The organism is uncultured Sphingomonas sp., from assembly GCF_964235535.1.
In the GTDB taxonomy this organism is placed as follows: Bacteria; Pseudomonadota; Alphaproteobacteria; order Sphingomonadales; family Sphingomonadaceae; genus Sphingomonas.
Genome location: NZ_CAXSBH010000014.1, coordinates 13,304 through 40,087, shown reverse-complemented (window position 1 = coordinate 40,087; position 26,784 = coordinate 13,304). Strand labels below are relative to the sequence as shown.

Genomic DNA, 26,784 nt, shown 5'->3' with positions numbered 1-26,784 from the left:
GTCCGCGAGCGTACACCGGCTGGACCCCGGCCTTCGCCGGGGAGGGGGATATGGGACTGTCGGGCGTCCCGTTCGACAAGCCCCGTCGCGGCGAAGCCGCGCCGTCGGACGTCGTTGGCACGACGCCGGCCGGGCAAAATGCTCGGGAGATCGCAAGCTCGCTTGCGATCTTGCATTTTGCCCTGTCCTACAACCTCCGACTCATGTTCACCCTCCGTTCTCACCGAACCGGAGCACGACCATGAACCTGAACGACCTGATCGACGACCTCATCGACCGCGAGGGCGGCTATGTCCACCACCCCGCCGACCGGGGCGGCGCGACCTGTTGGGGCGTCACCGAGGCGGTCGCCCGCGCCGAGGGCTATTCTGGCCCGATGCGCGCGCTTCCGCGCGACACCGCCGCCGACATCTACCGCCGCCTCTACTGGTTCCGCCCTGCTTACGACCGCGTCGCCGCGCGCGCGCCGCTGGTCGCGGCCGAGCTGTTCGATACCGCCGCCAACATGGGACCCGCGACCGCCACCGCGTTCCTCCAGCGCGCGCTCAACGCGCTCAACCGGGGTGCCAGCGACTTTCCCGATCTTCGCGTCGACGGGCAGGTCGGCCCGACCACGCTCGCCGCGCTCGACGCCTTCGCGCTCCGTCGCGGGCGGGGCGGCGAGCAGGTGCTGTTGAAGGCGGTCGAGGCGCTCCAGGGCGAACGCTACCTGACGCTCGCCGAGCGACGCCCGGCGAACGAAGCCTTCCTGTATGGCTGGCTCGCGAACCGGCTCGGATAGTCGAAGGGGACGGCGGCGCTGTTCGACATCGCTAAGTTGAACACGCGTGCACGCGTCAACCAGTGTCAACTTGTTGAGGATCGTTCATTGGAAAACCAACATCTTACCGGAGAGCATGCTCCCACATTCACCGCCGATCCCTGGACCTGCCGCGCGCGGCCGGGCTTCCTCTACGTCATGTATGCGTTGCTGCTCTGGGCCATTCCCGTCGGCCTGCTGGCGGCGGTCAGCCCGTCCGCGGCCGAGGCGGTCGCGCGCGCCACCGCGGCTTACCTTGGCGCTATCCCCGAACCGCTCTACGCGCTCTTCGGCACCGGTTATCTCGGCTACACGCTCGCGCGGAGCTGGGGTAAGGCGAAGGGATTGGAGCGTTGAAGACCCGCATGAACCGCCGTGCCCTCCTGGCCGGGCTGTTGGCGACGCTCGCCGGTTGCGGCCCCGCCGCGCTCAGCAACCTGGACGGCGCGGTCCGGCCTCTTGGTGGCCCCGTACGGGTCGCGTCGGCGGTGCCGTATGGCGACGATCCCCGCCAACGCCTCGACGTCTATGCGCCGCGCGGGTCGGGCGATGCCAAGCGCCCCGTGGTGGTGTTCTTCTATGGCGGCGCATGGTCGGCGGGCTCGCGTGGGGGGTACGCCTTCGCGGGCCGCGCCTATGCGGGCGAGGGCTTCGTCGCGGTCGTGCCCGACTACCGGCTCGTCCCCAAGGTGCGGTTTCCCATTTTCGTCGAGGACGGCGCGGCGTCGCTGCGCTGGGTGCGGGACAATATCGCCCGCTATGGCGGCGACCCCGCGCGCGTCACGGTCGCGGGCCATTCGGCGGGCGCGCACATCGCCGCGCTGCTCGCGCTCGATCCGCGCTGGCTGCGCGGCGTCGGCGTGGAACCCGGCTTCATCCGAGCGGGCGCGCTTTTAGCCGGACCATACGACTTCCTGCCCCTCGACGACGCGCGCAGCCGCGCGGCGTTCGGCGCGTGGTCGCGCCCGGCCGAGACGCAACCGATCACCTATGCACGGGCCGACGCGCCGCCGCTCTGGCTCGCCCACGGTACGACCGACACCACCGTCCGCCCGCGCCAAAGCGAGGCGTTGGCCGCCCGGCTCCTTGCGGCGGGCGCGTCGCCGACGCTCAAGCTCTATCCCGGCCGGGGCCATGCCGACCTGGTCATCAGCCTCGCACGGCCGTTGCGCGGCCGCGTCCCGACGCTCGCCGATAGCGCCGCCTACCTGCGCGAGCATAGCCGGTGACGCCGTTGCGCCGCCCCGGGCGCATCCTACATCGCGGCTCATGAGTTCCGATCACACCGCCGCGCCTGTCTGGCACGGCACCACCATCTGCTCGGTCCGCAAGGGCGGCCGGGTGGTCATCGCCGGCGACGGCCAGGTCTCGGCCGGCCAGACGATCATGAAGCCCAACGCGCGCAAGGTCCGCACACTGGGCGAAAACGCCAAGGTGATCGGCGGCTTCGCGGGCGCGACCGCCGATGCGTTCACGCTGTTCGAACGGCTTGAGGCCAAGCTAGAGCGCCATCAGGGCAAGCTGATGCGCGCCGCGGTCGAGCTCGCCAAGGATTGGCGGACCGACAAGTATCTCCGCAATTTGGAGGCGATGATGATCGTCGCCGACCGCGAGGTGACGCTGATCCTGACGGGCAACGGCGATGTGCTGGAGCCCGAGGGCGGGATCGCGGCGATCGGGTCGGGCGGCAATTTCGCGCTCGCCGCCGCCCGCGCCATCGATGCGTACGAGTCCGACGCCGAGACGATCGCGCGCAAGGCGATGGGCATAGCCGCCGAGGTCTGCGTCTACACCAACGACCGCCTCACCGTGGAGGCGCTGGACGCCGCCTGACCTACCCCTCTCCCGCCTTCGCGGGAGAGGGTGGCCGAGCGCAGCGAGGTCGGGTGAGGGACCTTCTTCCTTGCTCACGCTGGTCCGGCCCTCACCCTGGCGCTTCGCGCCTGTCCCTCTCCCGCGAAAGCGGGAGAGGGTTTTAGGAAGAAGAATGAACGACCAGCTCACCCCCAAGGCGATCGTCGCCGCGCTCGACGCGCACATCATCGGGCAAGGAGACGCCAAGCGCGCGGTCGCCGTCGCGCTGCGCAATCGTTGGCGACGGCAGCAGCTCACCGGCGAGTTGCGCGACGAGGTCACGCCCAAGAACATCCTGATGATCGGACCTACCGGCTGCGGCAAGACCGAGATCAGCCGCCGCCTCGCCAAGCTTGCCGACGCGCCGTTCGTGAAGGTCGAGGCGACCAAGTTCACCGAGGTCGGCTATGTCGGCCGCGACGTCGAGCAGATCGCCCGCGACCTGGTCGAGGAGGCGATCCGGCTGGAGAAGGAGCGCCGCCGCGCTGCCGTCAAGGACAAGGCGGAGGCGTCCGCGCTGACGCGTCTCCTCGACGCGCTGACCGGCAAGGGCGCCAGCGAGGCGACGCGCGCCGCGTTCGAGCAACGCTTCCGCGACGGCCATCTGGATGCGACCGAGATCGAGATCGAGCTGGAGCAGACCCCGCAAATGCCCTTCGAGCTGCCCGGCGGTCAGCAGATGGGGATGATCAATCTCGGCGAGATAATGGGCAAGGCGTTCGGGGGCAACCAGCTCAAGCGCCGCAAGCTGACGGTACGCGCGGCCTGGGACAAGCTGGTCGACGAGGAAGGCGACAAGCGTCTGGATCAGGACGAGGTCAGCCGTCTGGCGCTCGCTGACGCGGAAGCGAACGGGATCGTGTTCCTCGACGAGATCGACAAGATCGCCATGTCCGAACAGCGCGGCGGCGGTTCCGTCAGCCGCGAGGGCGTCCAGCGCGACCTGCTGCCGTTGATCGAGGGGACGACCGTCGCGACCAAATACGGCCCGATGAAGACGGACCATATCCTGTTCATCGCGTCGGGAGCGTTCCACGTCGCCAAGCCGAGCGACCTTCTCCCCGAGCTCCAGGGCCGCCTGCCGATCCGCGTCGAGCTGAAAGGGCTGACCGAGGAGGATTTCGTCGCGATCCTGTCCGACACCAAGGCGTCGCTGCTCGTTCAGTATAAGGCGCTGATCGCGACGGAGGGCGTGACGATCGACTTCACCGAGGACGGCATTCGCGCGGTCGCGCGCATCGCCGCCGAGGTGAACGGCCAGATCGAGAATATCGGCGCGCGGCGGCTGCAGACGGTGATGGAGAAGCTGCTGGAGGAGGTCAGCTTCGACGCGGAGAACCGCAACGGCCAATCGCTCGTGATCGACACGGCCTATGTCGAGGGGCAGCTCGCGAGCATCGCCCGCAATACCGACCTCAGCCGGTTCGTGCTCTAACGGGCGGGGCGGCGGTAGGGGATGAAGTCGCCGAACGAGCAGGCGCCCGTCGGGAAGCGCGAGCCCCGGTCGATCGTCTGGACGATGTCGCCCCGGCACGACCGCGACTGCGTCGTCCGCGTGACCAGGATGTCGTCCCGGCCCGCGCCGGGGCAGCTGCCGTTCATGTCATTGCGGTATTTGACCGAGTTGGAAACGCGGTACACGAGCGTCGAGCCGTAGCCCTTGCTCGACACCTGCACGCGGGCAGGTTCGGGAAGGCAGGCGGTCGGCTCGCCCGGCACCAGCCCGGCAAGCTCGACGGCGAGCGCCTCTTGCGTCCGGAGCTCGGCCGCCGCCGCCTGCTCGGCCTCCTGCGGGGTAGTGGAACAGGCGGCGAGCGGCAGGAGGAGGACCGGGAGGATGCGCATCAACCTATAACGCGCCTAGCTGCGAAAACGGTCCTTCTCCGCCCGCCGCTCGCCCAGCGCCGCCGCCGACGGCGCACGCATGAACGGGTTGGTCGCGAGCTCCAGCGCGATCGTGGTCGGCACCGTCGGCTCGCCCCCGGCGCGGAGTGCGTCGACCTGCGCCATGCGGGCGACCAGTTCGGCGTTCTCCGGCTCGACCGTGAGCGCGTAGCGGCCGTTCGACTGGGTATATTCATGCCCGCAATACACGGCCGTCTCCCCCGGCAGTTCGGCCAATCGGCGCATGCTGCCGAACATCTGTTCGGGCGTCCCCTCGAACAGCCGCCCGCATCCCATGGCGAACAACGTGTCGCCGCTGAACAGCAACCCGGCCTCGGCGAAGTGGAAAACGACATGACCGAGCGTATGGCCTGGCGTCTCGATCACCGTGGCCCGGTGCTCGCCCAGCGTGACCACGTCGGCCTCCCCGACCGTCCGGTCGAGCGTCGGGATGCGCGCCGCCTCCGCCGCCGGACCGGTCACGACCGCGCCCCCGGCCTTGATGTCCGGGATGCCCGCGACATGATCGGGATGCCAATGGGTGACCCACACCTGCCCGATACGCCAGCCCCGCGCCGCAGCGGCGTCGAGCATCGGCGCGGCCTCGCCCGGATCGATCGCCAGCGTCTCGCCGGATGCGGGATCATGGACCAGCCAGGCATAGTTGTCGCTCAGCACGGGGATGCGGACGACCTCCAGCCCCGCCATCACCAGCTGCCCGTATTGGGCATCGACGCCCAGGGCTCGGCGGGCTCGAGCCGGCCCTGCTGGAGCAGCTCGACCGAGATGCCGTCGGGCGTTTTCACGAACGCCATGTGACCGTCGCGCGGCGGGCGATTGATCGTCACGCCACCGTCCATCAGCCGCCGGCAGGTCTCGTAGATGTTCTCGACACGGTAGGCGAGATGACCGAAATTGCGACCGCCCGCATACTCCTCAGCGTCCCAGTTATGGGTCAGCTCGACCTCGGCGCGGGCGCGCTCGCCGGGGGCGTTCATGTCCTCGGGCGTGGCGAGGAAGATGAGGGTGAAGCGGCCCTGCTCATTCTCCATGCGCCGGACCTCCTTCAGTCCCAGCAGCTCGAAGAAGCGGATCGTCGCGTCGGGGTCGCTGACGCGGATCATGGTGTGGAGGTAGATCATCGGGTTGCTCCCTCGGTGGTTCGGATCACGTCCTGGGTCGCGTCGATCAGGAGCGCGATATCGGCGTCGCGCGACAGGCGGTGGTCGCCGTCCTTGACCAGCACGCAACGCACGTCGTTCGACTTCAGCATCGTCGCGAGCTGGGCGGTGCGGACCCACGGCACGTCGGGATCGCGCTGGCCCTGGAGTAGGCGGACGGGCACGTCGATCGCGATCTCGCCGAACATGACGCGGTTCGCCTCGCCGGATTGCCAGAAGGCGCGGGTGTAGACGGTCGGCTCCGGGCCGTAAGGGTTGGGGCGTTCGATTTGCCCGTGCTGGAGCAGGCGCATCTTCTCGTCGGTCGAAAACCCCCAGTCGGTAAAGTCGGGGGCGGGGGCGACGCCGACGAGCCCCACCACCCGGTCAGGCCTGGCAATCGCGGCGAGCAGCATCAGCCACCCGCCCATCGACGACCCGACCAGCACCACCGGCCCGGTCGCGACCGAGTCGATCATCGACAACGCGTCGTCGCGCCAGTCGGCCAGGGTCCGGTCGTCGAACGGGCCCTCGCTCCGGCCGCAGCCGCTGTAATCGAAGCGGAGGAAGCCGCGGCCGTTCGCGCGCGCCCACCCTTCGAGCGCGAGCGCCTTCGAGCCGGCCATGTCCGATGCGTAGCCGGGAAGGAAGAGGATCGTCGGCCCGACACCCTCGGTTAGATGATGCGCGAGGCGGGGGCGGGCTTCCGTCATCACGTTGGCCATAGCGGCGCGGGCGGGGGCGAGGGAAGGGCGGCGCTCCGTCACCCGTTGCGAAAGCGGGTCGGCCCGGCGATAGCGGACGGCGAAACATAAAAGGACATCCATGAAGCACCGCACCGTCGCGCTCGTTTCGCTAATCGCGCTCGCCGCGCATCAGGTAGGAGCGCAGGTCGCGCCGCAGCAGCAACTGCCCCGGCCCGTCGAGGAAACGCAGGCGCCCGAGGATCAGGTCGTCCGTCCCGACGGGCAGGCGCCTCCGGCGGCCTCGCCGACCCCGGCTGCCGCGACGACCCCGGTGCCCGCGCCATTGCCCACGCCCGCTGCCTGGAACGTCAACGCGCCCCCAGGCGCGACGGTGCGGCAGGTGCCGATCCGCACCGCCGAGGGCAGTTGGATGGACCTCGACGTCAGCCGCGACGGGCGAACGATCGCGTTCTCGATGCTCGGCGACCTGTACACGACGCCGATCGCGGGGGGCACGCCGACGCGGATCGCCGACGGGTTGGCGTGGGAGGTGCAGCCGCGCTTCTCGCCCGACGGCAGGCGGATCGCCTTCACCTCCGACCGGGGCGGCGGGGACAATATCTGGATCATGAACCGTGATGGCTCGGACAAGCGGCAGGTCACAACCGAGGAGTTCCGCCTCCTGAACCAGCCGAGCTGGAGCCCGGACGGCCGCTTCCTCGTCGCCAAGAAGCACTTCACCACCGGCCGCTCGCTCGGCACGGGCGAGGTGTGGATGTACCACGTCTCGGGCGGATCGGGCGTCATGCTCGTCAAACGGCCGAGCGAGACGCACCAGAAGGAATTGGGCGAGCCCGTCTACGCCGCCGATGGCAAGTCGGTCTTCTACACCAAGAACGTCACGCCCGGCCCGATCTTCGAATACGCGCAAGATTCGAACACCGACCTGTTTCATATCGAGCGATACGACCTCGACACGGGCGAGACGACGACCGCGGTGTCGGGCGAGGGCGGCTCGGTCCGCCCGACGCCGTCGCCGGACGGCAAGCGCATCGCATTCGTCCGGCGCGAGGCGACGCGGTCGAAGCTGTACGTCAAGGACCTGGCCTCCGGGGAGGAGCGCAAGATCTACGACGCGCTGGATCAGGACGTGCAGGAGACCTGGGCGGTTACCGGTGTCTACCCGAACATGGCGTGGACGCCCGACAACCGGTCGGTGCTGTTCTGGGCGGGCGGCAAGATCAGGCGGGTCGACGCCGACGGGACGAACGGTCGGGAAATTCCGTTTCGAGTTGACGACAGCCGGGGCGTGATTGCCGCGCCGCATCCGCAGATCCAGGTGTCGCCCGATCGCTTCGCCACCGCCATGCCGCGCTTCGCGTCGGTGTCGCCCGACGGGCGGCAGGTCGTGTTCGAGTCGCTGGGCAAGCTGTGGACCAAGCCGATGGCGGGCGGGACGCCGCGGCGGTTGACGCGGACGGGTGACGGCGACGGCATGGAGCTGTTCCCGGCCTGGTCACGCGACGGGAAGACGATCGCGTTCGTTGCCTGGACCGACACCGGGCTCGGTCGCATCCGCAGCGTGGGCAGCGGGGGCGGGACCGCGCGCGACGTGACGACCACGCCGGGGCACTATGCTCGGCCGCGCTTCTCGCCGGACGGTCGGACGATCGTGTTCGAGCGGCGCGGAAGCGAGGGGCTGACCTCGCCGCGCTGGTCGGAGGACCCGGGCGTGTACCGTGTGGCGGCGGCGGGCGGCGCGCCCGTCCGGGTGGCGCGCGAGATGGCCTCGCCGCAGTTCGGGGCGGGCGGCGAACGGCTTTTCATGATCGCCGACGAGCGCAAGGACGGGAAGTCGACGCGCCAGCTGGTCAGCACCGATCTGTCCGGCGAGGCCAAGCGCGTCCACGCGACGGGCGAGCTGACCAACGATTACGAGGTCTCGCCCGACGGCCAGTTCGTCGCTTTCCGGCAGAATTACGAGGCGTTCGTCGTGCCGCTGATGCCCGGCGGCCAAGCGGTCGAGCTGGAGCCCAAGGCCAAGTCGCTGCCCGTGACCAAGGTCAGCGCGGGCGGGGCGGATTACATCCATTGGTCGAACCAGGGCGCGCGGCTGCATTGGAGCCTGGGGCCGACGGTCTACACCGTCGACCGCGCGGCGTTGTTCGCCGACGCGCCGCGCGCCAAGAACGCGCCCGCCTTCGTGCCGCCGCGATCGGGCGTGTCGCTGTCGATGGATATGGCTGCCGCCCGCCCGCGAGGCACGGTCGCGCTGGTCGGGGCCAAGCTGGTGACGATGTCGGCCGACGATGGCGGGATCGTCGCCGATGGCGTGGTGATCGTCCGCGACGACCGCATCATCGCTGTAGGCCCGCGCGCCTCGACGCCGGTTCCGGCCGGAGCGACCGTGGTCGATGTCGCGGGCAAGACGATCATTCCCGGGCTGATCGACGCGCACGCGCACGGCCCGGCTGGCGAGGACGAGATCGTGCCGCAGGCGAACTGGTCGATGATCCAGAACCTGGCGCTCGGCACCACCACGCTGCACGACCCGTCCAACCGGTCGAGCGAGGTATTCGCGGCCAAGGAGATGCAGCGCGCGGGCCTGATCCTGGCGCCCCGCATCTTTTCGACGGGCGAGATCGTCTACGGGGCGAAGGCGGCGAACGTCTATGCCGAGATCAACAGCCTCGACGACGCGCTGGCGCATGTGCGGCGGTTGAAGGCGCAAGGGGCGAACTCGGTCAAGAACTACAACCAGCCGCGCCGCGAGCAGCGCCAGCAGGTGGTCGAGGCGGCCCGGCGCGAGGGGATGCAGGTCGTGGCGGAGGGCGGCTCGCTCTACGGCATGGACATGAACCTGATCGCCGACGGCAACTCGACGCTGGAGCACAATGTCCCGCTCGAGCGGTTCTACGACGACGTGATCCAGTTTTGGAGCCAAACCAACGTCAACTACACGCCGACTCTGGTCGTGTCGTACGGCGGGCTGGCGGGCGATCCTTACTGGCGGCAGGCGGTCGACTGGACGGGGCACCCGCTGCTCCGCGCGCATACGCCGCCCGCCCAACTCAACGCCGCCATGGCGCGGCGGACCACCGCGCCCGCATCGAACTTCGTCGACGACGACAACGCGCGCGAGGCCAAGCGGATGGCGGATCGCGGCGTACTGGTGTCGATCGGCGCGCATGGGCAACAAGCAGGGATCGGCGCGCATTGGGAGCTCGGCAGCTTCGTGCGAGGCGGAATGACGCCCGTGCAGGCGCTCCAGGCGGGAACGATCGTGCCCGCGCGGTCGCTGGGCATGGCGCGTGATATCGGGTCGTTGGAGGTAGGCAAACTCGCCGACCTCGTCGTGCTCGATGCCGATCCGACGGCGGACATCCGCAACAGCGACAAGGTGAGCCGGGTGATGCTCGGCGGGCGGCTGTACGACGCGACGACGATGAACGAGGTCGCGACGGGAACGGCGAAGCGGCCCGCCTATTGGTGGGAGCGGGCGGCGAACTGACGTCCACCAAGCCGGTCGCGTTCATCGCCCGTTGCGCTCGGTTCCGCTACCGATACGTGGTGGGGAACAGGACCGGCATGCTGGGGTGGAGAGTTCGAAGCGCGCTGGCGCTTGCAATGCTAGCGAGCGCGCCGGTAGCGGCCCAGACGTTTCAAACGCCGATCGACGCGCTCGCGCAGGACGCGGGCGAGTACGCTGCTCGCTACGGCGTGTTGTCGGATCAGGCGCGATATCGACTCCGCGCGCTGGAGGAGACGGTCGCCGCGACTGACACGATCGCCGTTCGCTTTGCGGGCCGACTGGCGGGGATCGCGGTCGAGCACTCTCCGACCTTTCGAGTCGTCGTGTTGCTGACCGGGACCATGCCCGTTGCGGAGGAACGGCTCTACGCCGCCGGCATCGTCGTGCCGGTCGTCTACCGCACGGGCGCGGTCGCGACGCGGGGTCAGGTGGTCGCGGCGATTGAGCGGCATCAGGCGGCGATTCGCGCCGCGCTGCCGCATCCACCCGGGCTGGGCGTCGATCAGCGGACGGGGGAGATGGTGGTCACGCTCAATCGCGCGGACATCGGCGGGTACGGCCACGATGCGTTGGTCACGGCTCTGACGCTGATGACGGGGGTGCCCGTCCGGCTGCAAGCGGTCGATCTGCCCGATGCGGACAGCGCGGTCGACGGCGGTGCGCGCGTGGTGGGCGTCAGCCCGGTCGACGGGCGGCGGTATGCCTGCACGACCGGGTTCGTCGTCACGAACGGCGTGCAGGCCGGGGTGGTCACGGCCGCGCATTGCCCGGACGCGCTCGCCCATATCGCGGCGGACCGTCGCGAGGCGCCGCTGACGTTCGTAGGTCAGTGGGGTTGGGGCTATCAGGACGTGCAACTCCATCTGGCGAGCGAACCGCTCAGGCCGTTCTTCCATGCCGACACCGCCAGGGCGCAGGTGCGGCCGGTGACGGGCACGCGTCAGTTGGGAAGCACGCGCGCAGGCGACTTCACGTGCCACCGGGGCGAGCGGAGCGGCTATAGCTGCGCGGAGGTCGAGCTGACGGACTTCGCGCCGTCGGGCGATCTGTGCGGCGGGGCCTGCACGCCGACCTGGGTGACCGTGGGCGGGCCGGTGTGCCGCAGCGGGGACAGCGGCGGGCCGGTGTTCATCGGCACGGTCGCGGTCGGGCTGCTGAAGGGCGCGAGTTACGACGCGGCGGGCGGGTGCAACTTCTACTATTATATGTCGACCGAGTACCTGCCGGAGGGCTGGAGCGTCATGCGTCAGCCGGTCACGCCACTCGCGATGGCAGCGGCGCCATCCCCGCGATGATCTTGTCGAGCGTGATCGGATAGTCGCGAACGCGGACGCCGCAGGCGTTATAGACGGCGTTGGCGATCGCGCCGCCGACGCCGCACAGGCCGAGCTCGCCCACGCCCTTGGCCTTCATGGGCGAGGATTTGTCGTCCGCTTCGTCGAGGAAGATGACCTCCTGGTGCGGGATGTCGGCGTGGACGGGCACGTGATACTCGGCGAGGTCGTGGTTGATGAAGCAGCCGAAGCGCGTGTCGACCACCGCCTCCTCCATCAACGCCGCGCCGACGCCCATCGTCATCGCGCCGATCACCTGGCTGCGCGCGGTCTTGGGGTTGAGGATGCGGCCGGCCGCGCAGACCGCGAGCATGCGGCGGATGCGGACCTCTCCGGTCAGCGCATCGACGCCCGCCTCGACAAAATGCGCGCCGAAGGTCGATTGCTGGTAGGTCTTGGACAGGTCGCCGTAGTCGAGGAAATCCTCCGCGGTCAGCCCAGCGTCGCCCGCCGCCTCGGCCAGCGGTACGCTGCGATTGCCCGATCGGACCTGGCCGCCGGCGAACTCGACATCGGCCGAGTTGAAGCCGAGCTTGGCCGCGACCGCCTCGCGCAGCTTGGCGCAGGCCGCGTACACGCCCGCGGTGGCGCTGTTGCCGCCCCACTGTCCGCCCGATCCCGACGAAACGGGGAAGCTGGAGTCGCCGAGACGCACGATCACCTTGTCGATGGGTACGCCCATCATCTCGGCGGCGGTCTGCGCGATCACCGTGTAGCTACCGGTGCCGATGTCGGTCATGTCGGTCGACACGGTGACGACACCCGCGCGGTCGATCGCGACGCGGGCGGCGGACTTCATGGTCAGGTTGTTGCGAAAGGCGGAGGCGACGCCCATGCCAACGAGCCAACGGCTGTCACGGACCTGGCCCGGCTTGGCGTTGCGCTTGGCCCAGCCGAAACGGTCGGCCCCGGTCCGGAGACAACCGATCAGGTTGCGCTCGGAAAAGCGGCGGGTCGGCTTTTCCGGGTCGACCTGCGTGTCGTTGACGATGCGGAGCTGAACGGGGTCCATGCCGAGCTTCTCGGCGAGCTCGTCCATCGCGACCTCGAGCGCCATCATGCCGGGTGCCTCGCCGGGCGCGCGCATGGCGTTGCCCTCGGGAAGGTTCAGGACCGCGAGGTTCATGCCGACCAGGCGGTTCGCGCCCGCATAGAGCATCCGTGTCTGCGAGGGCGCGGTCTCGGGGCCGCCGCCCGGCAAATCTCCCGACCAGCTCTCATGCGCGACCGCGGTGATCCGGCCGTCGCGTTCCGCGCCCAGGCGCAGGCGCTGGACGGTGGCGGGGCGGTGGGTCGTGTTGTTGAAGGTCTGCCGGCGGGTGAGCGCGACCTTGACCGGGCGTTTAGCCACCCGCGCCGCGACCGCCGCCATCACCGTGTCCGACCGGATCCACAGCTTCGATCCGAAACCGCCGCCGACATAGGGAGAAACGACGCGCACCTTGTCGCGGGGGATCAGCAGGGCTTGGGCAATGTCGCGTACCGCCCAATTGATCATCTGGTTGGACGCCCACACCGTCAGCTCGTCGCCGTCCCACGCGGCGATGGTGGCCTGCGGCTCCATCATCGCATGGCTCTCGTCGGGTGTGGAGTATTCGGACTCGACGGTGACCGGTGCACGCGCGAACGCGCCGTCGAAGTCGCCGACCTCCATGCGGCCGGGCGACGCGCTGCCCTCGCCGCTGGACTCGCCGACGGGCTTGGCGGTCGGCATCGCGGCGCGCAGGTCGTAGGCACCGTCGACGCGGGCATAGTCGACGCGGATCAGCTGGGCGGCGGCGCGCGCCTGTTCGAAGGTCTCAGCGACGACGATGGCGATGGCCTGATCGAAATGCTCGATCTCGGGCCCGCCAAGCAGCGTGGCGGTGATCGCCTTGGGCTTGCCGAGCTTGCCCGCGTTGGCGTGGGTGACGACCGCGACCACGCCGGGCGCGCGCTTGGCCTCGGTCAGGTCCATCGAGCGGATACGGCCGGTGGCGATCGCGGAGCCGAGGATGTAACCGTAAGCCTGGTTCGCGACCACGTCGTGGCGTTCGTAGGCGTAGGGCGCGAGGCCGCAGACCTTGAGCGGGCCGTCCACCCGGTCGATCGGCTTGCCGACCACCGTCATGCGGTCGATGGGGTTGGTTTCGGCGGGGGTGTCGAAGCGCATGCGGATCAGGCTTTCGTTTGCGCGAAGACGGCGGCGAGCGTGCGCTCGACCAGCGGCAGCTTGAACGCGTTCTGGGACGTGGTCTGCGCGCCGGCGAGGACGACATCGGCGGTCGCCTTCGGGCCGGCGGCGATGCGTGTCTCGGCCGCTTCGACGCGCCAGGGTTTGTGCGAAAGCCCGCCGAATGCGAGCCGTCCGCGCCCGCCGCGCTCGATGATGGCAGCGACGGAGATGAGCGCGAAGGCGTAGGAGGCGCGGTCGCGGACCTTTTGATAAACATGCGTGCCGCCGATCGGCTTGGGCAGAATGACGGCGGTGATCAGCTCGCCCGCGCCCAGGTTGGTGTCGATGTGCGGCGTGTCGCCGGGCAGGCGGTGGAAGTCGGCGATCGCGATCGCGCGCGTCTGTCCGTCGGGGCGGACCGTCTCGACGGTCGCGTCGAGCACGCGCATCGCGACGGCCATGTCGCTGGGGTGGGTGGCGATGCACTTCTCGCTCACGCCCATCACCGCCAGATTGCGATTGAAGCCGCCGATCGCGGCGCAGCCGGTGCCGGGGCGGCGCTTGTTGCACGGCTTGGTGGTATCGTAGAAATAAGGGCAGCGGGTGCGCTGGAGCAGGTTGCCCGCGGTCGTCGCCTTGTTGCGGAGTTGGCCACTTGCCCCCGACAGCAGCGCGCGGGAGAGCACGCCATAGTCGCGGCGGACGCGCGGGTCGCTGGCGAGATCGGTGTTGCGGACCAGCGCGCCGATGCGGAGGCCGCCCTCCTTCGTCGGTTCGATCTTGTCGAGGCCGACGCGGTTGACGTCGACCAGGTGGGCGGGCGTCTCGATCTGGAGCTTCATCAGGTCGAGCAGATTGGTCCCGCCCGCGATGAAGCGCGCGCCGGGCGTCCGCGCGGCCGCCGCGGCCGCCGCGGCGGGAGTGGCGGCGCGTTCGTAGGTAAAGGACCTCATGCGCGCGATCCCGCTATTTCAGCCATCGCCTCGACAATGTTGGAATAGGCACCGCAGCGGCATAGATTGCCGCTCATCCGCTCGCGCAGTTCATCCACGGTCACGCCGGGCTTGGCCGACAGGTCGGCCGCGACATGGCTCGGCACGCCCGCTTCGATCTCGCCGAGCATCCCTACCGCCGAGCAGATTTGGCCAGGAGTGCAGTATCCGCACTGAAACGCGTCATGCTTCACGAAGGCGGCCTGCATCGGATGGAGCGTGCCGGGGCGGCCCAGCCCCTCGATCGTCGTCACCGCTTCGCCGTCATGCATTACGGCGAGCGACAGGCAGCTGTTGATTCGGCGACCCTCGACCAGCACGGTGCAGGCACCACATTGGCCATGGTCGCAGCCCTTCTTGGAGCCCGTAAGCTTCAGATGCTCGCGGAGCGCGTCGAGCAGCGAAGTACGCGGGTCGATGTCGAGCGTGCGGGGCCGGCCGTTGACGGTCAGCGATACGGACATCGTGGCCGTCGTGGCGGGAAGCGAAGCCTGCGCCTCGCCGTCGTCGGAAAGGCCTATACCGCTCACTGCCATGCCGGCCACGCCCGCGCCGATGACACCCCGACGCGAAAAATCATGATCGCCGCCCATGTTTCGAAGATCCTTCCGAGATGATCCTAACATGGATAGCGCCCGGTGACCTAGAACGGTTCTTCGTCAGGCGGGCTGACCGCCGCCGCCGGTTGCGCCGAAAACCTGGCCGGTGGAGAAGCTGAGCGACGGGTCGGCCGCGGCGACATAAAGTCCGGCGATCTCGGCGGGCTGGCCGGGACGGCCGAGCGGGGCTTGGCTGCCGAACTTGACGAGCTTCTCCGGCGACGCGCCGCCCGACACCTGGAGCGGCGTCCAGAACGGGCCGGGAGCAACGGCGTTCACACGGATGCCGCGCGAGGCGAGTTGCTTGGCCATTGATTTGGTGAAGTTCAGGATCGACGCGCGGGTGAGGGCATAGTCGACCAGATCCTCCGAAGGGTCGCTCGCCTGTTCGGACGAGGTGTTCACGATCACCGCGCCCGGGCCCATCAGCGCGACCGCCGCTTTGGTCAGCCAGAACGGGGCATAGACGTTGGTCTTGATCGTCGCGTCGAAGTCGGCCGACGAGATCGCGTCGATCGTCGGCTTGGTCTGCTGGCGCGCGGCGTTGTTGACGAGGATGTCGAGCCCGCCGAGCTCGCGCGCTGCCTGAGCCACCAGGCGGCGGCAGAAGGCCTCCTCGCGCAGGTCGCCGGGGATCGCGACCGCCTTGCGGCCATCCGCCCGGATCAGCGCGATAACCTCGCGCGCGTCGGGTTCCTCGGCGGGAAGGTAATTGATCGCGACGTCCGCGCCCTCGCGCGCATAGGCGATCGCGGCGGCGCGGCCGATACCCGAGTCGCCGCCGGTGATCAGCGCGCGCTTGCCCGCGAGGCGACCGGAGCCGCGGTAGCTGGTCTCGCCGTGGTCGGGACGCGGCGACATCTTGGAGGCAAGTCCGGGCCACGGCTGGCGCTGGTTGGGAAAGGGCGGCTTGGGATAGGCGGCGGCGCGCGGCGTGGTCGGCGCGCCGGGCGCATTGGGCTCTTGCGCGATCGCCGGTGCGGCGACGGCGGCGCCCGCAAGCGCGGCACCCGCGACGAAGGAACGACGGCTGGTGTCGGTGTCGGTCATGGGATCGGCCTTTTCGGAATGGGCGCTCCCTCGAACAACAGCTCGGATCAGGGGTGGTTCCGTGCCGCAGCGTTCGGTCCGAATGTCAGCAACCGTCGGTAAAGGGACAGATATTCGTCCGCCATCCGGTCAACGGAGAAGCGGCGCTCGGCGGCGCGGCGGCAGGCGGCGCGGTCGATCTCGTCGATGCGGCCGATCGCTGCGATCGCGCCGGGCAAGTCGTCGACCAGGAAGCCGGTTACGCCGTCTTCGATCAGCTCGGGCATCGATCCGCGGTCGTAGGCGATGACGGGTGTCCCGCAGGCGAGCGCCTCGACCACCGACAGGCCGAACGGCTCGTCGAACCCGATCAGGTGAAGGAGCGCCTTGGCCGACCCGAGCGTCCGCGCGCGATCGGCCGCGGCGATAACGCCTAGATAGTGGGTCTGGTCGTCCAGATAGGGCGCAACCTCCCGGTCGAAATAGCCCTGGTCTTGGATCAGGCCGGCGATCCGCAGGTCGTGGTCGGTCGCTCGTGCGGCGCGTATCGCCTCGCCCGCACCCTTGTCGGGGTGAAGGCGGCCGAAGAAAAGCAGGTCGGGGCCGCCGACGGGATCGAACGGGAAGTCGGGAACGGCGATACCGTGATGGATCGTCGCGGCGTAGGTCAGGTCCGGACATCGGTCCGCATCGCTGATCGATACGTAAGCGACCCGGTCGTCGTAGCGACGATAGACGGACAGGATGCGGTCGGACGAAAAGCCGTGGATCGTGGTCACGACCGGGGTGTCGATCAACCGTGAGAAGGCCAGCGGGACGAAATCGGCCTGATTGTGAATGATGTCGAACTCACCCGCGCGCTCGAATGCGTTGGCGACGTGCTGGATCTCCCACACCTTTGCGTCGAGGGTGGGGTCCTCCGAATAGCCGCGCGGGACGACCGCGGCGAGCGTGCCTGCGGTCTCCGAATCGGCGGTCGCAAATAGTGTGACGTCCACGCCGCGAGCGACCAACGCCTCGGTCAGCAAGCTCGTTACCAGTTCCCACGGGCCGTAGCCCCTGGGTGGCGTCCGCCAGGATATCGAGCTCAGCATCGCGACGCGCAACGGTCAGTCCCCTTGACGGCGGATTAGTAGAAACCCCTCGTCGGGTCGCAAGAGCGTAGGGATGAGCGGCGGATCGCCGGGTAGGGTTGAAAGGACGGTCGCATATTCGGTGACGGCGACCGGCAAGTCCTGCGGGCGATCGCCTAGATTGAGGAGCACGAGCCATTCCTCGCCGCCGCCGAGCCGGCGATAGGCCAAGACGTCGCCCTCCGCCTCGACGGCCGTATAGTCGCCCGTCGCGAGCGCGGGATGCGCGCGCCGCAGCGCGAGCAGGCGGCGGTGCAGGGCCAGCATCGATGCCGGGTCGACCGCTTGCGCCGCGACGTTGCGCGTCGCCTGGTCGGCGTGGAGCGGCAGCCAGGGCTCGCCGTCGGTGAAGCCGCCGTTCGCCGTGTCATCCCAGGCCATCGGCGTGCGCGCGGGGTCGCGTCCGAGACCCAGTCCGGGCTCGCGCAGCTCGCGAGGGTCACGGAGCCGTTCGGGTGCGATATCGACACGGCCGATGCCGATCTCGTCGCCCTGATACAGCGTCGGCGTTCCTCTGAGGGTAAGCAGCAGCATCGCCGCGACGCGCGCTTGAGCCTCGCCCAGCCTGCCCGCGACGCGGGGGGCGTCGTGGCTGCCCAGCACCCAGTTGGGCCAAGCGCCCGGCGGCAGCGCGGCTTCGTATGCGTCGATGAAGTGGGCGAGCTTGCGTGCGTCCCAAACGGACTCGATCAGCTCGAAGTTGAAGGGCAGGTGCACGCCGTCGTCGTTGCTACCGTAATAGGCGACCATGCGGGAAAGTGGCAGGCAGATCTCGCCGATCAGCACGCGCTCGTCCCCGCAGTCGTACCCGTCGGCCAGCGCGCGCATTTCGGCGATGATCTCGTGGGTGCCCGGCTGGTCGGTCGAGTGGTGTTGGAGCACCGCGAACTTCTCGCCCATGTCGGGGTGGTAGTCGGGATTGGGCGGATTGTCGGGGAAATCCGCCGCTTTCAATATGTGCCAGAGCACGTCGATCCGGAACCCGTCCACGCCGCGGTCGAGCCAGTACCGCATGACGTCGATCATCGCGCGGCGGAGGTCGGGGTTGCGCCAGTTGAGGTCGGGCTGTTCCTTCAGGAACGCGTGGTAATAATATTGGCCGCTCGCCGGGTCGTACTCCCACGCCGAGCCGCCGAAGTCGCTCGTCCAGTTATTAGGCGGGCCGCCGTCCGGAGCGGGGTCGCGCCAGATGTACCAACCGCGTTTCGGGCTGGCGCGCGAGGAGCGGCTGTCGACGAACCAGGGGTGCCGGTCCGAGCTGTGGTTCGGGACGAAGTCGAGCAACAGCTTGAGTCCGCGATCGTGCGCCGCCGCGATCAGATCGTCGAGGTCTGCGAGCGATCCGAACAACGAATCGACGCCCCGATAGTCGGCCACGTCATACCCGAAATCGGCCATCGGCGATGGGAAGATCGGCGACAGCCAGATCGCATCGACGCCGAGGTCCGCGATATGACCCAGCCGCCGGATCACGCCGCGTAGGTCGCCGACCCCGTCGCCGTCGCTGTCCTGGAACGAGCGCGGATAGACTTGGTAGACCACCCCGGCCTCCCACCAGCGCTTGGCCATGGGAAGCCTACTCCTCGACGTTGCCGGTCGCGGCCGTGCCCGGCGTCTCCTCCTCACCGCGCGACGCCCGGGCGGTCATGCCGGTCGCCGACGCATCGTCAAGCATCTGCTCGTCGGGCGCGGCTGCGGCCTCGGGCGGGAGTTCAACCGATGCATTCGCCTCGGCGGCGCGCTCCGGCGGCGCGGACGGCTCCGGATAGGCGGGTGCGGGTTCGGCCTCGGACACGGCCGATGACTCGATCGCAAGGTTCTCGGTGGCGGCTTCGGGTTCGGAGCGCGCACAGGCCGTCAGCGACAGGCTCGTGGCGGCGAACAGAAGCCAGATTGGGATGCGACGGTTCACTTTAGCTCTCCTCATTTGGCCGCGAGCACACGGCGCGCGGACCGAGCCTCGACCTTACTCGCCAGCGTCTCGTCCCAGCCATAGGGGTCGGCGCGGAAGCCGACCTGGCCGTTCGCGCCCGCGAACGCGGTCCAGTAAAGCAGGTATACCGCGACCGGGTCCGCCAACTTGGCGCGCACCGTCTTGCCCGCCGCGACGGTGGCGTCGATCGCGTCGGGCTGCCATTCGGGCGTGGTTTTCATGAGCAGCTTGGCGAGCTCGGCGGGCTTTTCCAGGCGGACGCAGCCGTGGCTCGCCAGCCGGTCGAAGCGCGAGAACGTCGCCTGGGCGGGGGTGTCGTGGAGATACACCGCGAAGTCGTTCGCGAAATCGAACTTGTAACGGCCGAGCGCGCTCTTCTCCGACGATTGCTGGAGCCGCCCGCCCTCCATCACCCGGAAGCCATTGCGCTTGAGGTAGCCGGGGCTGGCGCGCTCCTTGGGCAGCAACTCGCCCTGGGCGATCGAGGTGGGGACGTTCCAGGGCGGGTTGAGTACGACCGAGTGGATGGTCGACACCAGCATCGGCGTCTCGTTGGCGGGACGGCCCGTCACCGCCTTCATCGACATAACGGGCGCGTCGCCGTCGAACACCGTCAGCACGGCGGCGGCGATGTTGACCTGGACGCGGTTGCGCTCAAGCCGGGCGGGCAGCCAGCGCCAACGCTCCATATTGGCGGCGATCTGGCGGACGCGCGCCGGGGCGGGCACATTCAGCGCGGCGAGCGTCTGCGCACCGAGCTGGCCCGCCGGGTTCAGGCCGTAGCGCCGCTGCGCGCGGCGAACCGCGTCGAGGAGCGGCGCATCGAAATTATCGCCCGTGGCTGAAACTTGCGGGTCCTCGGCGGCAAGGCGGCGGCGGAGCAGCGCGACCGCGGGGCCGCTCGCGCCATAGGCGGGGGCCGACGTCAGCGTCGGCCAACCGCCTGCCGCGGCGATCGCGCGGTAGCGGGCGAGACCCGCGGCGAGCGCGTCGTACCCGGCATAGGGCGGCGGCAACGACGCGAACCAGGCCGCCAGTCGATCACGCGCCACCGCGTCGGCAAAGGCGGGCAACGGGTCGTAGCCCTGCGGCTTGATGCCCCAACTGCGCTGGAAGTCGCCCGCGTCGAGGCGTCCGGCGTGAACGGCGCGGGCATGGTCCAGTGCGGCGCGGACCAGGGCGTCGGGATCGGCGTCGATGGGAGCGGCGACCTGACGCAGGCCCTGGGCGACGGCGTCCTTGGCGAGGAGGTCGGCGAGCTGGGCGACTTGGGCACCGGTGAGGGTGGGGAGTGGGGCAGGAACGGCAGGCGCGGCCGAAATCGACGGCGAGGTGGGGACCGGAATGTCCTGCCCGGCGGCAGGCGTAGCGATCAGTAGGGTCGCGAGCGTCCCGGCGAGATGGCCTTTGATCAACTTCATTTCACCGACCCTGTTTTCGACTGCGCCGTCGCCTGCCTTAGCGCACACTGCGGGGGGATGAACGGGTAATTTCCGGGGTAGGGGAAGTGGTTTCGGCGAACGGGCCGACGGCCCGGCGGCCGCGGATGGATTCGTCGTAAGGCGGCATCGGAGCACCACGCTCATGCAAGCCTACCGGTCCCTTCCGCTACCTCGATCCCTCGTCCGAGGTCGTCCGAGCGGTGGCGGTCGGATCGCACCCTGGAGTGGCGATGGTGCGCCCGAAGATGCCTCTTCTCGCAGGTCACAAAACTGCAAGGCCGGCGACGCCGACCCGTCACGCCTCACTCCTAGCTCTTCGGTCAGTCTCGGGGGAACGATCGATGCCTTGCCGTCATGCGCGTCGTGCACTCGCCATGCTGCTCGCCGGGGTCGCGCCGCTCTGTCCGGCGTCCGCGCAGACGGTCGGCACGCCCGCGCCGCCGGTCGAGGGGACGGCCGAGGAGCCGGCGGGCCCCGACCAGGGAACCGGCGCGGCGGACATCGTCGTCACCGGCCAGCGCCGTGCGCAGCAGGAGTCGATCGCGACCAAGCGCGAGTCGTTCGCCATCGTCGACGCGGTGTCGTCCGACGACATCGGCAAGCTGCCCGACCACAACACGGCCGCCGCGCTGCGCCGCATTCCCGGCGTATCGGTGCAGGAGGACCAGGGCGAACCGCGCTTTCCCGTGATCCGTGGGCTGTCGTCGACCTACAATCGCACCACCGTCGACGGCGCGATCGTGTCGGCGGTCGACGAGGGCGGGCGCACCGTGCCGCTGGACATCATCCCATCGGTGATGGCGGGCCGGATCGAGGTCATCAAGACCGTCCAGCCCGAGAACGATGCGAACGCGATCGGCGGCATCATCAACATCGCCACGCGCAGCGCCTTCGATGCCAAGCGCCCGTTCTTCAACGGCATCGCGTCCTACGGCGTCTACGAGCAGAATGGCGATGTCAGGAACGACAAGCCCTCGCTCCGCCTCGCCTTTGCTACCGGGCGGACGTTCGGCCCCGACGATCGTTGGGGCATCGTGCTGGGCGCGAGCTACGAACAGCTCGATTACGACATACCGCAGGTCGAGGTCGCGACCCCGTCGGTCCGTGAGTACACGGCGGCGGGCGTACCGGTGAACTCGGGCGCGGCGAGCGGCAACGGCATCCAGGTGCCCGTCCAGTTGCGGCTGTTCTGGTACAACAACACCAAGGAGCGCGCGGGGGCCAACGCCAAGCTCGAATACCGGAACGGCGACGAGTTCCGTTGGGAGCTGAGCGGCATCTACGCGCGGACGCAGGACGACGAGGAGCGGATCGAATTCCGCACAGAACCGCTCGGCAACGTCGCAAACCAGACCCCGACCGGTGGTAGCTTCGCGCGCGGCCGCAACATCATCCAGCTCAATCAGCCGATCACCAACCGCGAGATCGTCGTCGGCCGCACCGCGTTCGACTGGAACGCGAGCGACCGAACCCGGATCGACGGCGACGCGATCTATTCGCAAGGGCGGCTATATGTCCCCAACACCTCCATCGAGTTCCGTACGCGCGACGCCCAGGGCGCGAATTACGGCTTCACCTACGATACGAGCGACTTCTATCCGATCTTCACGCCCGTAAACGAGGCCGCGAATCGCAACCCGGCGAACTTCCTTCTTCAGCAACAGCGCGACCAGGCGCTCCGCACGTTCGAGAAGAGCGGGCAGCTCCGCCTGAACGCCGCCTTCGATGACGGCGCGGGGCTCCGGGCCAAGGCGGGCGGCGTGGCGCGAACGACGCGGCGGCGGTTTAGCAACAGCCAGACCAACTTCACCGCGGGCACCGGCTTCACTTACACGCTCGATCAGGTCGACGGCGAGGGCCCCGAGAAGCTGATCCAGGGCCGCTACCGGCTGACGCCGCGGATCGACGTGGGTCAAGCGATCGACTTCTTCGACGCCAATCGGGCGCGCTTCACGACGAGTCGGACGCCGGGGACGGGCAACTACACGCTCCAGGAGGATGTGTATGCGGGCTACCTTCAGGGCAGCTACACGATCGACACGCTGACCTTGCTCGCGGGGCTGCGTTACGAGCGGACCGATGTGTCGAGCCAGGCGTTTCGCGCGCTGCGCGGCGTGCTGAGCCAGGTCGGGAACGATGGCGGTTACGACAATTGGCTGCCCGGCGCGCATCTGCGCTGGAACGCGATGGAGGACGTCGTCGTCCGCGCCGCCTACACCAACACGATCGGTCGGCCCGATTACGCCTCATTGGTGGCGAGCGAAAATCTGAGCTTCGACGGCAGCCAGCCGACCTTGTCGCGTGGCAATCCGGGGTTGCGGCCGCGCCAAAGCGAGGGGTTCGACGCGTCGCTCGAATATTACCCGCGCGGCGGCGTGGTCTCGATCGCGTTGTTCTCGAAGGATATCGAGGACGAGATCTTCACGCTGACCGGGACCGAGACGCTCGATGTCGGGCGCGGCGCGGAAGCGGTAATCGTCACCACGCCTCGCAACGCCGAGACCGCGACGATCCGCGGGGTGGAGCTGAACCTGCAGCAGGCGCTGACCTTCCTGCCCCAGCCGTTCGACGGGCTCGGAGTCTTCGCCAACGCTACCTTCCTCGACACGCGCTTCACCTTCCGCACCGCGGTCGGCCCGCGCGTGACCGGGCTGTTCCTGCAACCCGACGCCACCGCCAACGCGACGGTCTATTACCAGCGCGGGCGGTTCGAGGGCCGCGTGTCCTGGAACTATATCGGCGGGTTCCTGGAGACGATCAACGATACGATCCCCAATGCCGATCAATATTGGAAGGAGCGATCGACCTTCGACGCCAACATCAGCTACCGGATCACGCCGCGGCTGACGATCTATGCCGAGGGGCAGAACCTGTCCGACGCCGGCCGCCGCGAGCTGACCGGGCCTGGGCAGACGTTCCTCCAGGAGTCGGCGGAGTACGGCCGGACGTTCTTCGCCGGCGTGACCGCGAACTTCTGATGCGCGCCGTGCTGCTCGCCGCCGCACTCGCAGGCGGCGCGACCGCGGAGACCGTACGTCGCCTGCCCGCGCCCGAAGCGCGCCAAGGCGTCGCGGTTGGCCCGCGCGATCTCTACGCGGTCGCGAACTTCCGCATCGCGCGGTACGACAAGCGCACGGGCGAGCGCCGCGCTGCATGGGAGGGCAACAAGGCCCGCTTTCCGCATATCAACTCCTGCGCGGTGATCGCGCGCGACCTGGTCTGCGCGGCGTCGAACTTTCCGGCGGTGCCGCACTGGAGCGCGGTCGAATTCTTCGATCCCGTAACGCTCGCGCATCGCCGCACCATATCGCTCGGGCAGGGCATAGGCTCCCTGACCTGGGTCGACCGGCGCGGGGGCGCGTGGTGGGCCATGTTCGCCAATTACGACGGCAAGGGCGGCGAGCCCGGACGCGACCATCGCCATACGCTGCTGGTCCGCTTCGACGACCAGTGGCGACGGACCGAGAGTTGGGCCTTGCCAGTGACGGTGCTCGCCCGCATCGCTCCGATGAGCGTGTCGGGCGGCGGCTGGGGTCCCGACGGGCGGCTCTACCTCACCGGGCACGACCGGCCCGAGCTGTATGCGGTGACGCTGCCCAAGGGCGGGGCGGTGCTCGACCATGCAGGTACCTACCCAATCGAGGCAGCGGGCCAGGCGATCGATTGGGACGAGGCCGATCCCGGCACTCTCTACGGGATCGACCGATCAGGCGGACGCATCCTCGCCATGCGGCCGGCTGTCGGTCGAGGCACGCCCGTCACGAAAGCGTCGCCGGACGCCGCCCTTGACCAATGAGCTAAGTCCACATTCCGCAAGGATCGATCCGGCGGCGTCCAGCCCGGCGGTTCCATGCCGCCGGACCCGGACAGCGTATCCCCGGAAGCCTTCCAACGGTCATCGAACATGCGGATAATGGTCGCCCAGCCGCTTCCTGATGCCCAGCGCCCAATTGACGCCGACCCGGAGATACAGCCAGTTCGCCCGCCACTCGCCCCACGCGGCGACGCGCCGATCGGAGGTGATGATCACCCGGTTGACGAGGCGCACGCGACCGAATCGGGCGAGCTTGATGCACAGGTCCGCCTCCTCCATTACGGCTATGCCCTCGTCGCAGCCGCCGACGGCAAGAAACTGGTCGCGCCGGAAAAACATAGCGTGATCGCCGAACAACAGGCGCACGCCGCGTACGAACAGGTGCGGGCGGAACAGCAGCGGCGCGTACCAGGTCTTGATCCAGTTATGGAACGAGGTCGCCCAGCGCACCTTTTCCGGCCCGCTCAGGAGCGGCGTGAAGCCCGCGAGCGCCACCCGCGGGTCGGAAAGCGTGCGGCGCACGACCGCGACCAAGTCGTCGGGTGGTAGCGTGTCGGCGTGGAGCACGCAGACGAACGGGCTATTGGCCTCGGCGACACCGCGATTGACCTGTGTCGCACGGCCCGGCGCATGCTCAACGACGACGAAGCCTAACATCCGGGCGAAATCGGCGGTGCCGTCGGTGCTCCCGCCATCGACAAGGATCAGCTCGGCCGGCCGCGGATCGAGCGCGGCCAGGAGGCGAGCCAGCCGTGGAAGCGTCGTCGCCTCGTCGAGCGTGGGGATGACGATCGCCACGGCCACGGCCTCCGTGATCATCGGGCGAGGTCCGGCCAGCGCGCCAGATCCTGCGGCCGATCCAGGTCGGCGAGCTCGGAAAGCAGCACGGGTTCGATCCCGGCCGTCCGAAGGCGGGCCAGCGTCTGCGCGAACACCGCGTCCGTGCCCCAATCGACGCCGTCGAACACGCCGGGCACCGCGCGCGCGAGGCCGAGCAGCCAATAGCCCCCATCCTCCGCACGCCCGATCACGGCGGGAGCGCGATCCAGCTCGGCGGCGGCGGCGCTGAGATGCCCCGGCGACAGATCGGGCGCGTCCGAGCCGATGAACAGCGTGGGATAAGGCGGCCCCGCGCGCGCCAGTCGTTCGCCGAGGTCGCCGTCACCCTGATCGACTACCGACAGGGTCCCGAGCCAGTCTTGGAACGCCACCGCGTCCGCACCCGTCGTGCGGAGTTCGAACGGCAGCCCGGAAGCCTTCACCGCACGAAGCGTTCGTTCGACCAGCTGGCGATGAAGCGCCGCCGAGCCCGCCGCGCCCAAAGCCGGGATCAGACGCGTCTTGGCCCGGCCCGGCGTCGGATAGCGGGCAAAGACGGCGACGCGCGGTTCACTCGGCCGGGACATAACCCGCCCCGATCGCGTAGGCCGCGAGCCGTTGGAGGAATGCGTCGTCGGTCGGCGGGCAGCTCCGTCCGGTGAACGCCCGGGCGCGTTCGTCGGCGAAGTGGGGATCGTGCCGAAAGTAGCTGGCATAGAGTCCGAGCACGCGTTCGTGGAGCCTGCGCTCGCGCGGCGGCAACAGGGCCGGATCGAACGCGGCCGGTTCGATCAACTCGGCCTTTGCGAACTGCGGCCAGGCGGAAATCGCATCGCGGAAGCGGCCGACGGAGACGGGCGCGCCCGAGACGAGGTGAAACACGCCGCCGTCCGCCTCATGGATCTGCTCGGCCAAGTCGACCAGCCCGGCCGCGACATGGTCGATGGGCACCAGATCGAGCGTCGCATTCGGGGTCGCGGGGATCGTCCCGACCCGGCCGGTCGCGAGCAGGCGGAATATGGCATAGAAAGTGTCGAAACTGCGGATCGCGCCCGTCGTCCAATCGCCGACCACGATGCCGGGGCGCGCGATCGCACAAGGCAGGCCGGAGGCGCGGACGATCTCCTCGGCCGCCGCCTTGCTCGCCTCATAACCGTTGGCGTGGTCGAGCCGGCCGCCGAGCGGCGTCTCCGGGACCGGTCCGTCGCGCTTGCCCCAGGCGTAAGCGGTGCTCACCTGCAGCAACGGCAGGCGGGCGCGGCGCGCCAATTCGACCGCGTGCCGCGTCCCGTCCACATTGACCGCCCGATGGATGGCGGGGGCGAGGTCGAACCCGGTCGCCGCAGCGCAGTGGACCAGCAGGTCGTGCCCACACGCCACCTCCTCCGCCGCGACCTCGTCCAGCCCGAAGTCGGCGCAGGTAATGTCGCCGGACAGCAACGCGATCCTGCCTTCGGGCAGCAGCCGGCCGTCGTTCCGCCGCACCTGGCGGTTGCGATTGACGAGCGCGGTGACGTGGTGCCCGCAGTCGAGGAGTCTTCCCGCCAACTCGCCGCCGAGCAGTCCGGAGGCGCCCGTCAACAGGATGCGGCTGGCGGTAAGAGGCGCGGCCATCGCAC

23 protein-coding genes and 1 pseudogene are annotated in these 26,784 nt (G+C 69.1%); 9 read left to right on the top strand and 15 right to left on the bottom strand.

What is annotated here, in order from left to right; translation table 11 throughout:
- Nucleotides 1-241 precede the first annotated feature (241 nt).
- From ACFE7F_RS06620 to hslU, 5 genes and pseudogenes are all read left to right on the top strand, one after another.
- On the top strand, nucleotides 242-781 hold the full coding sequence (locus ACFE7F_RS06620; protein ID WP_375403058.1) for a glycoside hydrolase family 108 protein: 540 nt from the start codon (nucleotides 242-244) through the stop codon (nucleotides 779-781).
- Between the two features lie 132 nt (nucleotides 782-913).
- Nucleotides 914-1,156: pseudogene (locus ACFE7F_RS06615) on the top strand (3TM-type holin); the annotation flags it as partial.
- A complete protein-coding gene (locus ACFE7F_RS06610) occupies nucleotides 1,153-2,028 on the top strand; it encodes an alpha/beta hydrolase (protein ID WP_375403057.1) in 876 nt (291 codons plus the stop codon). The pseudogene ACFE7F_RS06615 and the gene ACFE7F_RS06610, both read left to right, overlap by 4 nt.
- A 40-nt stretch (nucleotides 2,029-2,068) precedes the next feature.
- Nucleotides 2,069-2,632: an ATP-dependent protease subunit HslV gene (hslV, locus tag ACFE7F_RS06605; RefSeq protein WP_375403056.1), complete on the top strand. Its 564-nt coding sequence runs from the start codon at nucleotides 2,069-2,071 to the stop codon at nucleotides 2,630-2,632.
- Nucleotides 2,633-2,786: 154 nt separating this feature from the next.
- A complete protein-coding gene (hslU, locus tag ACFE7F_RS06600; protein WP_375403055.1) occupies nucleotides 2,787-4,088 on the top strand; it encodes an ATP-dependent protease ATPase subunit HslU in 1,302 nt (433 codons plus the stop codon).
- On the opposite strand, the gene ACFE7F_RS06595 is transcribed toward hslU, so the two are convergent.
- From ACFE7F_RS06595 to ACFE7F_RS06580, 4 genes are read right to left on the bottom strand one after another with little or no spacing between them, the layout of a single operon-like run.
- The gene (locus ACFE7F_RS06595; RefSeq protein WP_375403054.1) at nucleotides 4,085-4,498 is read right to left on the bottom strand and encodes a hypothetical protein; all 414 of its coding nucleotides are present in this window, start codon (nucleotides 4,496-4,498) and stop codon (nucleotides 4,085-4,087) included. The genes hslU and ACFE7F_RS06595 overlap by 4 nt on opposite strands.
- 15 nt (nucleotides 4,499-4,513) lie before the next feature.
- Entirely contained in the window at nucleotides 4,514-5,245 is a 732-nt protein-coding gene (gloB, locus tag ACFE7F_RS06590) for a hydroxyacylglutathione hydrolase (protein ID WP_375403053.1), read from the bottom strand.
- Nucleotides 5,245-5,679 (bottom strand): VOC family protein, encoded by a 435-nt coding sequence (locus ACFE7F_RS06585; protein WP_375403052.1) that lies wholly within the window; start codon nucleotides 5,677-5,679, stop codon nucleotides 5,245-5,247. Before ACFE7F_RS06585 ends, gloB begins: the two co-directional genes overlap by 1 nt.
- On the bottom strand, nucleotides 5,676-6,410 hold the full coding sequence (locus ACFE7F_RS06580; protein WP_375403051.1) for an alpha/beta hydrolase: 735 nt from the start codon (nucleotides 6,408-6,410) through the stop codon (nucleotides 5,676-5,678). Before ACFE7F_RS06580 ends, ACFE7F_RS06585 begins: the two co-directional genes overlap by 4 nt.
- A 112-nt stretch (nucleotides 6,411-6,522) precedes the next feature.
- Between ACFE7F_RS06580 and ACFE7F_RS06575 the strand changes: the two genes are divergently transcribed.
- On the top strand, nucleotides 6,523-9,894 hold the full coding sequence (locus ACFE7F_RS06575) for an amidohydrolase family protein (protein WP_375403050.1): 3,372 nt from the start codon (nucleotides 6,523-6,525) through the stop codon (nucleotides 9,892-9,894).
- 116 nt (nucleotides 9,895-10,010) lie between these two features.
- The gene (locus ACFE7F_RS06570) at nucleotides 10,011-11,210 is read left to right on the top strand and encodes a hypothetical protein (protein ID WP_375403049.1); all 1,200 of its coding nucleotides are present in this window, start codon (nucleotides 10,011-10,013) and stop codon (nucleotides 11,208-11,210) included.
- On the opposite strand, the gene paoC is transcribed toward ACFE7F_RS06570, so the two are convergent.
- From paoC to ACFE7F_RS06530, 8 genes are all read right to left on the bottom strand, one after another.
- Nucleotides 11,170-13,401 (bottom strand): aldehyde oxidoreductase molybdenum-binding subunit PaoC, encoded by a 2,232-nt coding sequence (paoC, locus tag ACFE7F_RS06565; protein WP_375403048.1) that lies wholly within the window; start codon nucleotides 13,399-13,401, stop codon nucleotides 11,170-11,172. The genes ACFE7F_RS06570 and paoC overlap by 41 nt on opposite strands.
- Nucleotides 13,402-13,406: 5 nt before the next feature.
- Nucleotides 13,407-14,357: an FAD binding domain-containing protein gene (locus ACFE7F_RS06560; RefSeq protein ID WP_375403047.1), complete on the bottom strand. Its 951-nt coding sequence runs from the start codon at nucleotides 14,355-14,357 to the stop codon at nucleotides 13,407-13,409.
- A complete protein-coding gene (gene paoA, locus ACFE7F_RS06555) occupies nucleotides 14,354-14,989 on the bottom strand; it encodes an aldehyde dehydrogenase iron-sulfur subunit PaoA (protein WP_375403046.1) in 636 nt (211 codons plus the stop codon). The genes ACFE7F_RS06560 and paoA overlap by 4 nt, the downstream gene beginning before the upstream one ends.
- Nucleotides 14,990-15,055: 66 nt before the next feature.
- Nucleotides 15,056-16,045 carry an SDR family oxidoreductase gene (locus ACFE7F_RS06550; RefSeq protein ID WP_375403045.1) on the bottom strand — a complete coding sequence of 330 codons (990 nt, stop codon included), beginning with the start codon at nucleotides 16,043-16,045 and terminating at the stop codon, nucleotides 15,056-15,058.
- Nucleotides 16,046-16,092: 47 nt separating this feature from the next.
- Nucleotides 16,093-17,130: a glycosyltransferase family 4 protein gene (locus tag ACFE7F_RS06545; RefSeq protein WP_375403044.1), complete on the bottom strand. Its 1,038-nt coding sequence runs from the start codon at nucleotides 17,128-17,130 to the stop codon at nucleotides 16,093-16,095.
- 3 nt (nucleotides 17,131-17,133) lie between these two features.
- Nucleotides 17,134-18,726 carry an alpha-amylase family glycosyl hydrolase gene (locus ACFE7F_RS06540; RefSeq protein ID WP_375403043.1) on the bottom strand — a complete coding sequence of 531 codons (1,593 nt, stop codon included), beginning with the start codon at nucleotides 18,724-18,726 and terminating at the stop codon, nucleotides 17,134-17,136.
- Nucleotides 18,727-18,733: 7 nt separating this feature from the next.
- Nucleotides 18,734-19,069 carry a hypothetical protein gene (locus ACFE7F_RS06535; protein WP_375403042.1) on the bottom strand — a complete coding sequence of 112 codons (336 nt, stop codon included), beginning with the start codon at nucleotides 19,067-19,069 and terminating at the stop codon, nucleotides 18,734-18,736.
- Between the two features lie 11 nt (nucleotides 19,070-19,080).
- The gene (locus ACFE7F_RS06530) at nucleotides 19,081-20,511 is read right to left on the bottom strand and encodes a murein L,D-transpeptidase (protein WP_375403041.1); all 1,431 of its coding nucleotides are present in this window, start codon (nucleotides 20,509-20,511) and stop codon (nucleotides 19,081-19,083) included.
- Between the two features lie 362 nt (nucleotides 20,512-20,873).
- Between ACFE7F_RS06530 and ACFE7F_RS06525 the strand changes: the two genes are divergently transcribed.
- On the top strand, nucleotides 20,874-23,510 hold the full coding sequence (locus ACFE7F_RS06525) for a TonB-dependent receptor (protein WP_375403040.1): 2,637 nt from the start codon (nucleotides 20,874-20,876) through the stop codon (nucleotides 23,508-23,510).
- Nucleotides 23,510-24,328, top strand: a complete 819-nt coding sequence (locus ACFE7F_RS06520; RefSeq protein WP_375403039.1) for a hypothetical protein — start codon at nucleotides 23,510-23,512, stop codon at nucleotides 24,326-24,328. Before ACFE7F_RS06525 ends, ACFE7F_RS06520 begins: the two co-directional genes overlap by 1 nt.
- A 99-nt stretch (nucleotides 24,329-24,427) precedes the next feature.
- Here ACFE7F_RS06520 and ACFE7F_RS06515 read toward each other — a convergent pair whose 3' ends face one another.
- Genes ACFE7F_RS06515 through ACFE7F_RS06505 form a run of 3 tightly spaced genes read right to left on the bottom strand, consistent with a single transcriptional unit; the run spans nucleotide 24,428 to nucleotide 26,779 of the window.
- On the bottom strand, nucleotides 24,428-25,165 hold the full coding sequence (locus ACFE7F_RS06515; protein ID WP_375403038.1) for a glycosyltransferase: 738 nt from the start codon (nucleotides 25,163-25,165) through the stop codon (nucleotides 24,428-24,430).
- Entirely contained in the window at nucleotides 25,162-25,752 is a 591-nt protein-coding gene (locus ACFE7F_RS06510) for a TIGR04282 family arsenosugar biosynthesis glycosyltransferase (protein ID WP_375403037.1), read from the bottom strand. The genes ACFE7F_RS06515 and ACFE7F_RS06510 overlap by 4 nt, the downstream gene beginning before the upstream one ends.
- Complete coding sequence (locus ACFE7F_RS06505; RefSeq protein WP_375403036.1) at nucleotides 25,736-26,779, bottom strand: SDR family oxidoreductase; 1,044 nt, start codon at nucleotides 26,777-26,779, stop codon at nucleotides 25,736-25,738. Before ACFE7F_RS06505 ends, ACFE7F_RS06510 begins: the two co-directional genes overlap by 17 nt.
- Between the last annotated feature and the right edge of the window lie 5 nt (nucleotides 26,780-26,784).

Coding starts and splice junctions, on each gene's coding strand:
- ACFE7F_RS06620 (WP_375403058.1), top strand. CDS start 242: ATGAACCTGAACGACCTGATCGACGACCTCATCGACCGCGAGGGCGGC.
- hslV (WP_375403056.1), top strand. CDS start 2,069: ATGAGTTCCGATCACACCGCCGCGCCTGTCTGGCACGGCACCACCATC.
- hslU (WP_375403055.1), top strand. CDS start 2,787: ATGAACGACCAGCTCACCCCCAAGGCGATCGTCGCCGCGCTCGACGCG.
- ACFE7F_RS06595 (WP_375403054.1), bottom strand. CDS start 4,498: ATGCGCATCCTCCCGGTCCTCCTCCTGCCGCTCGCCGCCTGTTCCACT.
- gloB (WP_375403053.1), bottom strand. CDS start 5,245: ATGGCGGGGCTGGAGGTCGTCCGCATCCCCGTGCTGAGCGACAACTAT.
- ACFE7F_RS06585 (WP_375403052.1), bottom strand. CDS start 5,679: ATGATCTACCTCCACACCATGATCCGCGTCAGCGACCCCGACGCGACG.
- ACFE7F_RS06580 (WP_375403051.1), bottom strand. CDS start 6,410: ATGACGGAAGCCCGCCCCCGCCTCGCGCATCATCTAACCGAGGGTGTC.
- ACFE7F_RS06575 (WP_375403050.1), top strand. CDS start 6,523: ATGAAGCACCGCACCGTCGCGCTCGTTTCGCTAATCGCGCTCGCCGCG.
- ACFE7F_RS06570 (WP_375403049.1), top strand. CDS start 10,011: ATGCTAGCGAGCGCGCCGGTAGCGGCCCAGACGTTTCAAACGCCGATC.
- paoC (WP_375403048.1), bottom strand. CDS start 13,401: ATGCGCTTCGACACCCCCGCCGAAACCAACCCCATCGACCGCATGACG.
- ACFE7F_RS06560 (WP_375403047.1), bottom strand. CDS start 14,357: ATGAGGTCCTTTACCTACGAACGCGCCGCCACTCCCGCCGCGGCGGCC.
- paoA (WP_375403046.1), bottom strand. CDS start 14,989: ATGGGCGGCGATCATGATTTTTCGCGTCGGGGTGTCATCGGCGCGGGC.
- ACFE7F_RS06550 (WP_375403045.1), bottom strand. CDS start 16,045: ATGACCGACACCGACACCAGCCGTCGTTCCTTCGTCGCGGGTGCCGCG.
- ACFE7F_RS06540 (WP_375403043.1), bottom strand. CDS start 18,726: ATGGCCAAGCGCTGGTGGGAGGCCGGGGTGGTCTACCAAGTCTATCCG.
- ACFE7F_RS06530 (WP_375403041.1), bottom strand. CDS start 20,511: ATGAAGTTGATCAAAGGCCATCTCGCCGGGACGCTCGCGACCCTACTG.
- ACFE7F_RS06525 (WP_375403040.1), top strand. CDS start 20,874: ATGCCTTGCCGTCATGCGCGTCGTGCACTCGCCATGCTGCTCGCCGGG.
- ACFE7F_RS06520 (WP_375403039.1), top strand. CDS start 23,510: ATGCGCGCCGTGCTGCTCGCCGCCGCACTCGCAGGCGGCGCGACCGCG.
- ACFE7F_RS06515 (WP_375403038.1), bottom strand. CDS start 25,165: ATGATCACGGAGGCCGTGGCCGTGGCGATCGTCATCCCCACGCTCGAC.
- ACFE7F_RS06510 (WP_375403037.1), bottom strand. CDS start 25,752: ATGTCCCGGCCGAGTGAACCGCGCGTCGCCGTCTTTGCCCGCTATCCG.
- ACFE7F_RS06505 (WP_375403036.1), bottom strand. CDS start 26,779: ATGGCCGCGCCTCTTACCGCCAGCCGCATCCTGTTGACGGGCGCCTCC.